Source organism: Devosia naphthalenivorans, from assembly GCF_003056355.1.
Lineage (GTDB): Bacteria > Pseudomonadota > Alphaproteobacteria > Rhizobiales > Devosiaceae > Devosia > Devosia naphthalenivorans.
The window spans coordinates 263,695-276,292 of the sequence record NZ_PYVW01000003.1 but is presented as its reverse complement, the minus strand read 5'-3'; the positions used below and the strand labels follow the sequence as shown (position 1 = coordinate 276,292).

The window sequence follows — 12,598 nt, the reverse complement described above, 5'->3', positions numbered from 1 at the left end:
CGCTATGCTCCCATGCGGCGCAGCCGGCTGCGCGGGTCGATATATTCGTTCATGCTGACGGCCAGCAGGAACAGACCCAGGAAGGTCATGACGATCAGGACCACGGGAATGACGATCCACCACCACACGCCCACGACGATGGCAGAGTGCGAGATCGCCCAGTATAGCACCGTGCCGATGGTGGGGTTGTTGAGGTTGGTGAAGCCGAGCACCGCCAGCGTCACTTCGAGCCCGATCGACCAAAGCATGTTCGCCATGAAGGTCGAAAACACGATCGGCATCACATAGGGCAGGTGCTCTTCCAGCAGGATCTTGGGCGTGCTCATGCCGGCAAACACAGCATGGCGGGTGAATTCGCGATGCTTGAGGCCCAGCGCCACCGAGCGGATCAGGCGGGCGTCGAACGGCCAGCCGAAACAGGCCATGATCAGCGCCAGCGTGAAGCTGTCCATATTGTTGCGCAGCACGAAATAGAACAGCACCAGGATCGGAAAGATCGGCACGGCCACGAAGATGTCGTTGATGAACATCAGCACCCGGTCGACCCAGCCGCCGACATAGCCCGAAAGCAGTCCGACGGTGATCGAGATGATGCGGCTGAGCACCGCCACGGTGATGCCGAAGATCAGGCTGTTGCGGAATGCCGCGGAGAGTTGCCAGAACAGATCCTGCCCGCGCGAATTGGTGCCGAACCAGTACTGCCCGGAAGGCGGCTGGTCGGGCATGGCCACGTAGATCAGGGTAGGGTCTACCGGCGCGAAATAGCTCAGGCAGGCGAAGATCACCACCGCGCCGACCAGGATCAGGCCGATGGCGAATTCGATATTGTAGCGGATGAGGTCGCGGAAAACGCTGAACATGTCTGGTTACTCCGCCCGCACGCGAGGATCGAGCAGGGGATGCAACAGGTCGACGATGAAAATCGCCAGCGCCACTGCGGTGATCGAGACGGTCGACACCGCCAGCACCAGCGAATAATCGCCATAATTGACCCCGTCGATCAGCAGCGAGCCGATGCCGGGATAGTTGAACACCTGCTCGGTAATGACGGTGCCCGAAAATACACCACCCAGCGCCATGGCCAACGCTGTCAGCTGCGGCACCAGCGCATTGCGGATGACATAGCCGCCGACGATGGTCTGCTTTTTGACTCCGGCCAGCCCCGCATAGGTGACGTAGTCTTCGTTGACCACATTGCTCACCAGCGCCCGCATGCCCAGGAACCAGCCGCCGAACCCGACCAGCACCAGCGAAAGCGCCGGAAGAAGGGAATGCTGCAGGATCGACAGGATGAACTGCCAGTTCATGGCCGGCCTTACGTCCATCGCAAAGCCTCCCGAAATCGGCAGCACCGGGAACAGGAAGCCGAAGATGATCAGCAGAATGAACGCGACGATATAGTAGGGGATCGGCTGCACGCCCATGGCGATCAGCCCGAACGCCTTGAAGAAGCGGTTATCCGGATTGTAGCCCGCCAGTGCGCCAAGCAAATTGCCGATCACGAAGGTGAAAACGGTCGACGTCACCAACAGGCCCAGCGTCCATGGCATGGCCCGGGTGACCAGTTCCATGGAAGGCGTTGGAAAGGCCAGCAGCGACGGACCAAGATCCCCGCGCAGCAGCCGCGTCCAGAAGTTGAAATACTGGTTCAGTATGGGTTGGCCCGTGCCATACATCTCCGTCAGCGCGGCGCGCGTGGAGGCAATGGCTTCGGGTGACAGGTTGGAGCGGGCCGAGAGCCGTCCAAGCACCTGCTCGACAGGATCGATTGGCGACAGATGGGTAATCAGGAACGTCGCCGAAATTCCGCAAAAGATCACTGCGAACAATTGCAGCAGCCGTTTGCCTACAAACCAGAAATAACCTTGCATTCGGCCTCCTCAACCATCCTCTTGCTTGTCTTTCCTCTCCCCATCGGGGAGAGGTCGGCCGAAGGCCGGGTGACGGGCGCTCTCTCGATACCGCCACAACCACCGCGCGGCACCTCCCCTTGACGGGGAGGTTGGGGAGGGGGTGTTGGAAGCCACGATACCGGGGTTCTCGCTCCCCACCCATGGTCCCTCCCCGCAAGGGGGAGGGTGTCGACTGAGACATTGGCACGCCACAAAACGGCAAGGCGTGCGCGGGACCGCAACCCCTCGAAGTGGCGTGGCCGGAGCCACGCCATCCGGGAGGACGCCGTTACGCCACAGGCGTGATCTGGGTGAAGATGTACCGGCTATTGGCCCAGTTGGTCACCGGGTTGGCATATGGCTTTTCTACGTTCGGCCAGCCGGTCCAGTAGCGGTTGGACTGCACCGAGAACACGTTATAGGCCATGATCGGGATGTTCGGCATTTCCTCGAGATGCAGCTTCACGAACTCATGGCCATATTCGATGCCCTTGGGATCGTTGAAGTCGCTGTTGCGAATCTTCTCGATAAGTTCGTCAAGCCGCGGATCGGACCAGCGCATCCAGTTGCGATCCGGCTGGGACTCGCCTGGCTCCACGACATATTCGGAATGATAGCTGTCGAGGAAGAAGCTGAGGTCGGGGTGACCGCCCCATGATTCCACGGCCCAGGCGATGTTGACGTCATAATTGCCGACGCGCTGGCGATCCCAGGTGTCGGATGCTGCTTCGACTTCCGCCCCGATGCCATTTTGCGCCCAGGTCTGGGCGATGATTGAGCCAAGGCGATTGACCACGCCATCGGTCGGCACCATGACGCGGAACGCGAACGGCTGGCCGTCAGGCATCATCCACTGATTGCCCTGCTTGGTGAAGCCGGCCGCGGTCAGCAGTTCTTCTGCGGCTGCAACGTCCTGTTTCCACCAGCCAAAGCCGAACGCGTTGCGGATAGCGGCTTCGTCGGTCGGCACGGCGTCGCCAAACTGGCCGCGCACCATGTCCGCGATCTGCATGCCGATATTGGGGTCGTATGGCTTCACCTTGCGGGTGCCGGTATCGACCTCGTAGTTGATCAGGAAATCCTGCAGCGGCGCATGGTAGTCGCGCGGATGGGTGCCGGTCGGTGGCACCGAAATGGCCGACAGCGTCGCCGCGCCGCGATAGGACGCCATCGACATCGAACGCGCGTCGAGCATCAGGGCCAGAGCCCAGCGAACGCGCTTGTCCTGGAACTTGGGGTTCTGGTGGTTCGGGATCGCCATAACCAGCGTCGGGTCCGGATGGGCATAAGGGAAGCCGGGGAACCAGCCCTGCACTTCGGGATCCTGCTGTACGATCGAGAACGTGGCCTCCGGCGACAGGTCATGAACCATGTCGAGATTGCCGTTGCGCATTTCGATCAGGCGGTTATCGGCCGAGATGTTGTTCCGGTAGATGATGAAGCGCGGCTTGGGCTCGCCCACCATGCCGAGCGAAGTCTTGTCCCAGTCTTCACGCTTCTGCCAGATATACCAGGTGCCGTTCGGGTCGTACGAATGCAGCGTATAGGCGCCCAGGCTGACCGGGGGATCATTGGGGAAGCTGAGAATGTCGTCGACCTTCTCGAACACATGCTTGGGCATGATCCAGGCACCGGTCCAGCGCACCGAGAACAGCGTGTGGAAGCGGGAGTTCGGGTTTTTGAGGGTGAAGTGAACGGTGTAGGGGTCGACCGCTTCCACGGTTTCCACCTGGGCGTTGAACGCGCCGTTGTATGAGGTGCCCGGCGTCGCCTTCTGCTTCTCGACCGTGTAAACCACGTCGTCGGCGGTGAAATCCACGCCGTCGCTCCAGGTGATGCCCTGCTTGAGCTTCACGGTCATTTCCGTGAAGTCGTCATTGTACTGCCAGAGGTCGTCCGCGAGCGAGTTGTAGATGGCGTTTTCGCTGGCGCCCTCGACGCCCGCATCTGGGTCGATCAGCCAGAGCGTGTCGGTCGTCAACTGATGCAGGCCGTTGGAGATGCCGGCGCCCGCGCCGACCACCCAGGGATTGAACCAGGCCGGATTGCGGATAACGCCTTCCGGATTGTGCACGATCAACGTCTCGTTGCGCGGAAAACTCGCGAGGTCGGGTGCAGTACCCTCGGCCTCCTGCGCAAAGGCCAGGCCTTTCGCCGAAATCAACAGGGCACCCGCAGCGGTGCCAAGCATGAAGCTACGTCTATCCATGTTTCTCTCCCTTGGCGGCAGCGCCTCCGCGCCCCGCTTCGCAGCGCCCTCCAGCGCAGCTATAAGTCATACTTAAACGAGCAATCAGACCTGTCAACGAGTTTGATGATGTAAATCAAATACCATGATACAGAGGATGCGGTCATTCGGAGTCTGCGATACGTACCTCAAAGCAGCGCGAGGAACTCTCGCGGTTAGCAGTCTGCTAACGCATTCGCCCGATCCGCTATCAAATGTCGTGATTGATTGCCGTTCGAACGGCCCCGGCTGACGCCGGGACCGAAAGTCGAAAAAGCAGCCGACTAAACCTTCACCCGCACCATCTGGTACGAATAGGGCGGCAGCGTCACCGTGAGCGTGCCACCAGCAATGTTGGCCCCATCGCCCTTGCGCGGCGCGACTTCGTCCTGCTTGCCGGCCGTATTGGTTGCGTTCAGGTCCGGATGCGTCATCACCTGATGGTCGATGATAGTGCCGCCGGCAAAACCTTGCAGGCTCACTTCCGTCTCGATGCTTTCGCTCGTGTGACGGTTGACGAGGAAGAAGCTCAGGGTGCCCTCTTCTTCATTGTGCACGCCCGACACGTCTACGAATGGCGTGTCCTTGGCATGGGTTGTTTCATAGCCCGGCGACTTGGTTTGCAGTTGCAGCGCCGTGCCGCGGCCGAAAATCGAGGCGAAATAGTAGGGATAGTAGATCGTCTGTGCCCAGGCTGGGCCGCCCTTTTCCGTCATGATCGGCGCAATGACGTTCACCAGCTGCGCAATGCAGGCGATCTTCACCACGTCCGAGCGGCGGATGAAGGTGTTGAGGATCAGCCCGACCATCAGCACGTCTTCGAAATTGTAGATGTCCTCCAGCAGGCCGGGCGCATGCGGCCAGCCGCTATTGCCATCCAGGATTTCGCGGTCTTTCTTGTTCGAATGGTACCAGACATTCCATTCGTCGAAGCAGATGTAGACGTCCCTCTTGGACTTCTTCTTGGCCTTCACTTGTTTGATCGTCGATGCCACGGTCTCGATATAGGTATCGAGCTTCTCGCTGAGGCCCAGATAATTGGGCGTGTTGTCATCGCGGTTGGCGAAATACATGTGAAGCGAGATATAGTCGACGTGATCATAGGTGTGCTCGAGCACGATGCGTTCCCAATCGGGATAGCTCGGCATGTCCGAGTTCGATGAACCGCAGGCAATCAGCTCCAGCGACTTGTCGAACATGCGCATGGCCCGTGCAGTATTGGCGGCGAGTTTGCCATATTCGGTCGCGTCCTTGTGGCCGACCTGCCATGGGCCATCCATTTCGTTGCCCAGGCACCACATCTTGACGTTCCACGGCTCCTTGCGGCCGTTCTTGATGCGCAGGTCGCTCCAGTAGCTGCCGCCCGGATGGTTCACATACTCCAGGAAATTGCGGGCATCGTCGACGCCGCGCGAACCAAGGTTCACCGCCAGCATCATTTCCGTGCCGACGCTGTCGCACCAGTCGGCGAATTCATGAATGCCAACGGCATTGCTTTCCGAAGTGTGCCACGCGAGATCCAGCCGGGTAGGGCGCTCTTCACGCGGCCCGATGCCGTCTTCCCAATTGTAGGCCGAAACAAAGTTGCCACCCGGGTAGCGGACAACGGGCACATTGAGGTCCTTGACCAGCTTGGCCACATCCCCACGCATGCCGTTCTCATCGGCCGTCGGGTGATCGGGCTCATAAATGCCCTCATAGATCGCCCGCCCCAAATGCTCCAAAAATGCCCCATAGACACGATCGTCGATTGTCGAGATCGTAAAATCCTTATGCGCGACGACCGAAGCCTTCACTCTTTCCTCCCACTGAACCCGTATATCTGATTTGTATCAGCTGTCCCGTTGTAGACGGGATCGGAGCGAGGTTGCAAGGGCAGCGGCCAATTAATTCCGCATAAGCAACGGCCTTGCTGCGGTGGGGCGTCCGTTAGGAATCAGTCTGCAATCGCATGATTATTTCCTGGTCGTAATTCCCGAAGCCACGCCCGAAAATATTGATGCCGCCGGGGTGTTTGGCATCGGGCTTCACTGCAATGCGCAGCCGGATGGAATGGTGATTGGCAAGGTCAAGATCCACCAGCGACACCGGCGAAATCTTGACGCCGTCCACATAGGTGCCGTCGTGGGTAACCCGCCAGCTCTTGAGCTTGCCATATTGACTGCCCTTCAGCTTCCACCAGTCCGGCGTATAGACGCCGCGCTTGTCGCCAAAGTCTCCCGGCGACATCCAGGTGCCAATCTCGGTGCCATTGACCGAGAGGGTGATATCGCTTGGCCAATCTGCCGAAGTACCGGGCACTTCCGAACTCAGCTCCATGGAAAATTCCATTGATTCGATCGTGGCTTGGCTCAGTTTGGCATTGTTGGGAAACTGGTATTCGAGAAATCCCCGCGTGAACCAGATCAACCCGGCCTTCATCCGGTCAGGATCGAGAAACGTGTCCGGCACGTCCAGCAGTCCGATGATCCCTTCCGTCGAGCACAGCCCGCAGGGTGCTGAAACCTCGCAGCTGGTATAAAGCCCCAGGGGCATAGCCACCTCGATCGCGTTTGATCGCAACGGCCTGATGTTCTCCTTGAACATCACCATCACCTCATCAAACATGGAGTGACAGATCTTCTGGTTCCCCTTGCGCGCCTTCTGCGTCTCGGTGCGGATCAAGCCTGCACTTTCCAGAATTTGGATGTTGGTCGAGACCGTGGACTGGGGCAGGGCGAGCTTGTCGGCAATGTCGTTGCCGTTCATAGCGCCCTCGATATGCAGCAATTTCAGAATCCGCACCCTGATCGGCGATGCCAACCCCTTGAGCACCTCCATGCCTTCTTCAGGGTCGATGACCAGAAAATTGCGGCTCATGGGAAGCTTTCGGGCAGGTGGATTGGTGACAATCATGTGTATCAACTTACCTGATACAATCAACCGCCCTCGGTTATCCCCACCTCCATGCGCTCATAATTCTAGGCACTTGCAATCCCCGCCAGCATTGTCTATGCAGACCCCGCGCCGGGAGATGCTCTCCGCGCCAGCCGGTTCCGGCCTGCTGGGGAATAGTTCAATGGTAGAACTGCGGACTCTGACTCCGTCAATCTTGGTTCGAATCCAGGTTCCCCAGCCAATCCTCCCTAAGTCATTGATGTTGCAATAAATCCTTGTTTCTCAGGGGTTTCCGCTTGGCCAGCTGGCCCACTCCTGTGGCCCACTTTGGACCTGTTGAAGCACTCAGTCGATGCGAACGCTATAATACCTGGGGAAGGAGAAATGACGCATGCCCACCGGCTCCAACCTCAAGATTCGTAACTCTGTCTACTATGTCCGGCTCAAGGTTCCCGTTGAGCTTCGGCACCTCATGAGCACCAGCGAACTGTCGCGTTCGCTTAACACCAAGGATCGGCGCACGGCCAACGTCCGCAAGCTGTCCGTTTTGTCCGAATGGCACACCAAGTTCGATGACCTTCGGCGTCGGCGTGACATGAGCGAAGCCGATTTCGCTAATGCGACATGGGAGCACTACGCGACCGAACTGCGCGCCGATGAGCTTGAGCGCACCATTCCGGAGCTGAACAATGCCACGCGCCTCCTTGGACACCGGGAACACCACCTGAAGGCCTTACGGGAGCATCTTGGACGTGGTGAAACGGTGTTGATCGAATGGGCGGCGGAAGCTTTCATCGAACGGCATCAGCTCTCCGTGCAATCAAACACAGCTCAGTATCGCGAACTGTGCTTTCGTTTGATGCGCGCGCAAATTGAAGTGCTGTTGCGCGCCGGTGAGCGCGACTTGGGCAACTATGCCGGTGTGCCTGCCGATCCCATCGTCACACGCCCTGCCGCCACCGCTGAGGTCGCTAAGCCCGGTGAAAGGCTGATGGACCTGTTCGAGCGCTATGCCAAGGAAAACCCCAAGCGGGTGAAAGAGGCGGCGCTGATGCAGGCCCGGCGCGATATTGGCACGTTCATTGAACTGGTCGGTGCTGACTTCCCGGTGACCAAGCTCGACAAGAAGGCTGCGCGGGAGTGGAAGGCGCTACTCATGGAGTATCCCGTGAAGGCGGCTGAAACTGGCGTTTTCAAGGGCATGGGCATCAAGGAAATTGTCGCGGCCAATGGGCGCTTTGAAAGCCCTAAGCCGGTGATCACTGCCAAGACAGTCAACCGCTACATCGCAGCGTTCAGCGCGTTCTGCAATTGGCTGGTGGCGCACGATTACCTGCCCGCCAATCCCTTCGTGGACATGTATCTGTCGGTAGACAAGACCAAGACGAACGTCCGGCCCTTCACTGATGATGAGCGCAAGGTGCTGTTTGCCTCACCGTTCTTCACAGGCTGCAAGAGCGAAGTGAAGTGGCACCTGCCGGGCAATCACAAGATCAGGGACCATCGCTACTGGCTGCCGCATGTCATGATGTATTCCGGCGCGCGTCCGGGTGAGATTGCCCAGCTCTTGGTGGATGATGTTCGGCAGATGCATGGCGTCTGGGTGATGCACTTCACCGACGAAGGTGACGAGGAAAAGAGCCTCAAGACCAAGGGCTCCTTCCGGGTCGTGCCGGTCCATTCCAAGCTGGTTGGGATGGGCTTTATCGAGCATGTGGAGCGGCAGCGCAATGCGGGTGAGCGCCGCGTCTTCCCGGAAGCAGAGCGGAATGAGCGCGGTCATATCGCTGCAAAGTTCGAAAAGAAGTTCGGCACCTACTTGACGAAGCTTGGCCTCAAGGAAGGGCGTGGGTTGACGCTCTACAGCTTCCGGCATGGCTTCTCGGACGCCATGCGGGCAGCGGGCTTCATGGATGAGGAATTTGGCTTCCTGATGGGCCATAGCAAGTTCAGCATGACCGCTCGCTATGGGGCGATGCCACAGGGGACCTTACAGAAGCGCGTCGAACTGATCGAGGCTGTGAGCTATCCATGAGCGAAAGTTAAGGTATCAAAGCTCCTTCTTTCGCTTGGGCCCTAAAGCCCATTTTTTCCGCATTCGCGCCAGATGGGGTTGCTCGAATATCATTCGCATAACGTTGAATTCTTTACTGCGCGAATAGTCACGCACGACCGTCCGAACAACACCAGAAATCCGGAGTGAGTGTGTTCGAAAACTAAACGGCATCTGGCGCTTGTCGAGCTTTAGATAGAATACGAAGCGGCCAGCGTAGATGACCATGAATCTCACGCCATCGAACCGGCTTTGGTGCGGATTAAGAAATCCAACGGTGTTCTCATCAAACTCTGCGATAACGGCATCAAAGTTCAGGAGATCACCGCTTTTGAGAACTTGAAGCATCTCAGATTCGTATTTTTCTGATGTAACGCGCTCGAACATTTCGTGACGCGCGATTGAAGCGCGCCACGCGACTGCGACGATGAACCTTAGAATAGTGTCAGCGTCAGCCGTGTCGTAAGTTTTACCTCTAGCCTGTCCTTGATGGACAAAGCTGTGACACGCTCCTCTAAGGAGGCATTCAACAGCGTGCTGATCGAGTTCTCCCAGTTTTGCGTCGCATTCTGCGCAGAGGATGTGTTGGTCATAAACGCCAACGGGGGCTCTTCTGGGGTATGCAAGATTGTCGGGGCCGGCAAGGATAACGGCTTCTGCACCATCGGCTTCCGGATGAAATGGTCGTGGAATAATGTGTGCATCGATGAGCTTCCTGTCTTGTTGGCAATAAGCACACTGCATGGCGATACCGACTCGAATAAGCGCAGGACATCTTACAAGACAAGCGCCGCCAAACCACTAAGGTCGGGCGGCGCGGGTGCTCAGTGCAGAATGGGCTAGTTCAGGCTATCCAACTCTTCCAGCACCTCACGGCGGAGTGCGTCCTCCTGGTCCCGCTTGGCTGCACGAACCACGATGCGCTGCAAGTCCTTCTTGGTGGCCTTTGCCAGCCCAAGTTCTGCGAGGTCGTTCAGCAGGGAAGGCTCGATGTCGGGACGCTCATACGCCCCCTTGGCCTTGGCGACCATCGCCATAAGGCGCGAGTCGAGAGCCATTATGCCGCCTCCACGCCGAGGTCAGCCGGATCGATGGCTGCACGGAACACCGTGACCAAATCCGCCCGCTCGCCATGATGGACCGCGACCAACGGGCCGTCCGGTGACAGCAGCACCTCAACGTAAGCAGCGTCGGCAATCACCATGTCCGCGTCGGCGTCATTGCTCACGCCGCGCTTCTGGCAATCATAGAGGTAGTAAAGATAGCTGTTGAAGTGGCGGCGGCTCATCGTCATCACAGTTGACGGCGTTACAGGCTTGCCGTTGTTTTCAATGAGAGTAAAATGCGTCATGTGACATATCTCCAAGTCACTTGCGTAGGCTTATCAAAGAGCGCCCACGCACTGCTCTAATCCGCGCCGGGTCGGGCTTCTGTTTGGCGACGTGGCCATGCCTGGTGCGGAATTTCTTATTCTGAGTAGCTGCCTTTCACGCTGATTTCAGCGAATGAGCGCCGGAACGTCTTCCCTGCCAAGCTGGCTCTGATGCCCTGCAAGGTCACGATGTCCTGCAACCCTTTGGCCCTAGCCGCTGGGTCGGACAAGTCGGCTTGCTCGACCTCAGCAACACGGGCGTCGATCTCTGCCAGCTTGTAGCTGTTGATGGTGTGCGCAAGCGCCGTTGCTGCATCAAGCAGGAGTGAAACCATGCTTTCGGCGCGACCTAACGAGTCCTTGGAATACGCGCCGTAGGGGTCTTCCCCGGCTTCCTCACCACCGGCCTCAACTTCGCCCCAGGCTGACTTAGGGCCGCTATCGTCTTCGAATGACGGCGGATCAATCCCCATCATATCGAAATACATGCCCCACTCTTCGCGCCCATCCACATACTCAAAAAATGGAGTGCGCAGGAAATTCGCGGTGAGGTCCGGAGCGGCCTTACGGGCTTCCTTCTGCCTTTCGCGGTATCGCTTCTGCTTTTCTGCGGGTGTCAGCGCCATCGGCAAATCTCCATTTGGTAACGGTCTTATAGTTACCGTTACCATGGAAGTCAAGCGGCTTCCTCTCCCGCCTCCCGCGTCTGGTCCGGCAATACACTCTCGGGCCAGATGCCGCCGGCTTCGCCAAGCACTTCGGCAAAGCAATGAGGCTCAAGCATGCCGGTGAAGCGGTCGGGTTTGACGTGCGGTAGCGCGGCCAGAAGCGCCGCATAGGTTTCATCGTTAAGGTGATGGTCGTGCACGGGTGCCTCCCTTGGTTTGCCGCATCAGATTCCCATACGTCAGGAATCGTCATCAAGCAGAAACCAACGTTAAGCCACTGCAACAACGTAAGTAATTCCTTACTTACTTCGGCTGAAGACGGCCTGCCTACCCGGCCCGCAGGCAGGCCGGTCCACTAGTAGGTGGAAATCCCTGACCGCCTATTTTCGTTATAGCGACGCAACGGGCGAAGTGCAGAAGAAAGCCCAATCATATGACTGGGCACTACTCGGCGCTGCGCGCCTCGCCTGCGCGGCCTTCGGCCTTGCCAGCTCGCTTCGCTCGCTACCTGTGTGTGATTTCCATCCCGGAAGGGTGAAGCATGACCTGCTTATCATTCCCTCATCCAGAGCAAGACTTATCCCCCTAGACCACGCAGCACCCAATAGGAAAGCTGCTTGGTCTAGGGGGATATGGCTTCAGTCTCATCCGTCGAAGTGGTGAAGAGCCAAGGCTTGTTAGGCCAGCAGGCGGTGTCCATTGACCTGCATTAGCTCCGATATCCTGCCCTTGCGGGCAACACGGTAGGCACCATGGCTGGCATACCGTCTACCTAGCCATGGCATGCGGTTGTCGCTTTCCCATCCTGTGGGGCTTTCAACAGAGCCGCAATCATTGTTCTGGTGAGTTTCATGGCAATGCCATCGGCCTCAACCTGCAAGAGCGTCCGATAGCATGTATCGGGGAGCGGACTTGCCGATCTTCCGGTCGCCTCTGGCGGGCTCATCGCGCCGGTCTTAATCCCGGTGTCGCGGTCATTGGTCGGTGCCAGTATGCTCCTTACCGGGCTAACTACCCGGTTCGGCCTGCGTCAGACTTACTTATAGCGGATGACCGGCAGCGCTGCGCTCGATGAGCACCGCTAGTTCGCGGGCGATTGAGGGCGCAAGGGTTCGCTCCCTACCATTTTCACCCGCGATCTTGATTGAAGTGCCCCGACGACTGATGCCGACAAGGTGCGAGCCGCTTAGCGCCTGAGCAAGCTCAGTGACAGCGGCGGGGATGCCCTTAACCTTGGTGGTGGAAAACCAGCGCAGGGTCGTGGCGAAGGCCTTGGCGAGGTCCAGCGACATCACGCGCTGGAACTCGCCAAAGTCTACCTGAACCTCATTGCCGACACGGCGCACGTCGATGGTGGGAATAGAGGCAGGGACCTTGCCCTGCTCAATGGCCCATCCGATGAGCAAGCCAACGGCTTCGGCTACGGTAACGTTATGTTTGGCTGCGATCTGGCGAAGCTGAGCTTCGCGCTCGTCGGGCACTACGATGTGTTTAGGCATGCACTTTCTC

12 protein-coding genes and 1 tRNA gene are annotated in these 12,598 nt (G+C 58.3%); 2 read left to right on the top strand and 11 right to left on the bottom strand.

Annotated elements, in window-relative coordinates; translation table 11 throughout:
- Positions 1–2 precede the first annotated feature (2 nt).
- From C8264_RS06980 to C8264_RS06960, 5 genes are all read right to left on the bottom strand, one after another.
- Entirely contained in the window at positions 3–860 is an 858-nt protein-coding gene (locus tag C8264_RS06980) for an ABC transporter permease (RefSeq protein ID WP_108460243.1), read from the bottom strand.
- 6 nt (positions 861–866) lie between these two features.
- Positions 867–1,871 carry an ABC transporter permease gene (locus tag C8264_RS06975; protein ID WP_108460242.1) on the bottom strand — a complete coding sequence of 335 codons (1,005 nt, stop codon included), beginning with the start codon at positions 1,869–1,871 and terminating at the stop codon, positions 867–869.
- Positions 1,872–2,181: 310 nt separating this feature from the next.
- Positions 2,182–4,101 (bottom strand): ABC transporter substrate-binding protein, encoded by a 1,920-nt coding sequence (locus C8264_RS06970; protein ID WP_205245630.1) that lies wholly within the window; start codon positions 4,099–4,101, stop codon positions 2,182–2,184.
- A gap of 302 nt (positions 4,102–4,403) precedes the next feature.
- On the bottom strand, positions 4,404–5,915 hold the full coding sequence (arfA, locus tag C8264_RS06965; RefSeq protein WP_108460240.1) for an arabinosylfuranosidase ArfA: 1,512 nt from the start codon (positions 5,913–5,915) through the stop codon (positions 4,404–4,406).
- Positions 5,916–6,048: 133 nt separating this feature from the next.
- Complete coding sequence (locus C8264_RS06960; RefSeq protein WP_108460319.1) at positions 6,049–6,978, bottom strand: ArsR/SmtB family transcription factor; 930 nt, start codon at positions 6,976–6,978, stop codon at positions 6,049–6,051.
- Positions 6,979–7,163: 185 nt separating this feature from the next.
- On the opposite strand from C8264_RS06960, the gene C8264_RS06955 reads away from it, so the two are divergent.
- Positions 7,164–7,237: transfer RNA gene (locus C8264_RS06955), tRNA-Gln, on the top strand.
- Between the two features lie 150 nt (positions 7,238–7,387).
- Entirely contained in the window at positions 7,388–9,031 is a 1,644-nt protein-coding gene (locus C8264_RS06950) for a site-specific integrase (protein WP_108460239.1), read from the top strand.
- Positions 9,032–9,046: 15 nt separating this feature from the next.
- Here C8264_RS06950 and C8264_RS22075 read toward each other — a convergent pair whose 3' ends face one another.
- From C8264_RS22075 to C8264_RS06915, 6 genes are all read right to left on the bottom strand, one after another.
- A complete protein-coding gene (locus tag C8264_RS22075) occupies positions 9,047–9,793 on the bottom strand; it encodes a hypothetical protein (RefSeq protein WP_162783496.1) in 747 nt (248 codons plus the stop codon).
- Between the two features lie 95 nt (positions 9,794–9,888).
- Positions 9,889–10,107: a hypothetical protein gene (locus C8264_RS06935; protein WP_108460236.1), complete on the bottom strand. Its 219-nt coding sequence runs from the start codon at positions 10,105–10,107 to the stop codon at positions 9,889–9,891.
- Positions 10,107–10,400, bottom strand: a complete 294-nt coding sequence (locus C8264_RS06930) for a hypothetical protein (RefSeq protein WP_108460235.1) — start codon at positions 10,398–10,400, stop codon at positions 10,107–10,109. The genes C8264_RS06935 and C8264_RS06930 overlap by 1 nt, the downstream gene beginning before the upstream one ends.
- A gap of 116 nt (positions 10,401–10,516) precedes the next feature.
- Positions 10,517–11,047, bottom strand: coding sequence for a hypothetical protein (locus tag C8264_RS06925; RefSeq protein ID WP_108460234.1), 531 nt, complete (start codon positions 11,045–11,047; stop codon positions 10,517–10,519).
- A gap of 50 nt (positions 11,048–11,097) precedes the next feature.
- Positions 11,098–11,289 carry a hypothetical protein gene (locus C8264_RS06920; protein WP_108460233.1) on the bottom strand — a complete coding sequence of 64 codons (192 nt, stop codon included), beginning with the start codon at positions 11,287–11,289 and terminating at the stop codon, positions 11,098–11,100.
- 840 nt (positions 11,290–12,129) lie between these two features.
- Entirely contained in the window at positions 12,130–12,588 is a 459-nt protein-coding gene (locus C8264_RS06915; protein ID WP_108460232.1) for a hypothetical protein, read from the bottom strand.
- Positions 12,589–12,598: the final 10 nt, after the last annotated feature.

Bases quoted from the DNA above. Each gene is read 5' to 3' on its own strand.
- C8264_RS06980 (WP_108460243.1), bottom strand. From the start codon at position 860: ATGTTCAGCGTTTTCCGCGACCTCATCCGCTACAATATCGAATTCGCC.
- C8264_RS06950 (WP_108460239.1), top strand. From the start codon at position 7,388: ATGCCCACCGGCTCCAACCTCAAGATTCGTAACTCTGTCTACTATGTC.
- C8264_RS06975 (WP_108460242.1), bottom strand. From the start codon at position 1,871: ATGCAAGGTTATTTCTGGTTTGTAGGCAAACGGCTGCTGCAATTGTTC.
- C8264_RS06970 (WP_205245630.1), bottom strand. From the start codon at position 4,101: ATGGATAGACGTAGCTTCATGCTTGGCACCGCTGCGGGTGCCCTGTTG.
- C8264_RS22075 (WP_162783496.1), bottom strand. From the start codon at position 9,793: ATGCAGTGTGCTTATTGCCAACAAGACAGGAAGCTCATCGATGCACAC.
- C8264_RS06960 (WP_108460319.1), bottom strand. From the start codon at position 6,978: ATGAGCCGCAATTTTCTGGTCATCGACCCTGAAGAAGGCATGGAGGTG.
- C8264_RS06915 (WP_108460232.1), bottom strand. From the start codon at position 12,588: ATGCCTAAACACATCGTAGTGCCCGACGAGCGCGAAGCTCAGCTTCGC.
- C8264_RS06930 (WP_108460235.1), bottom strand. From the start codon at position 10,400: ATGACGCATTTTACTCTCATTGAAAACAACGGCAAGCCTGTAACGCCG.
- C8264_RS06925 (WP_108460234.1), bottom strand. From the start codon at position 11,047: ATGGCGCTGACACCCGCAGAAAAGCAGAAGCGATACCGCGAAAGGCAG.
- C8264_RS06935 (WP_108460236.1), bottom strand. From the start codon at position 10,107: ATGGCTCTCGACTCGCGCCTTATGGCGATGGTCGCCAAGGCCAAGGGG.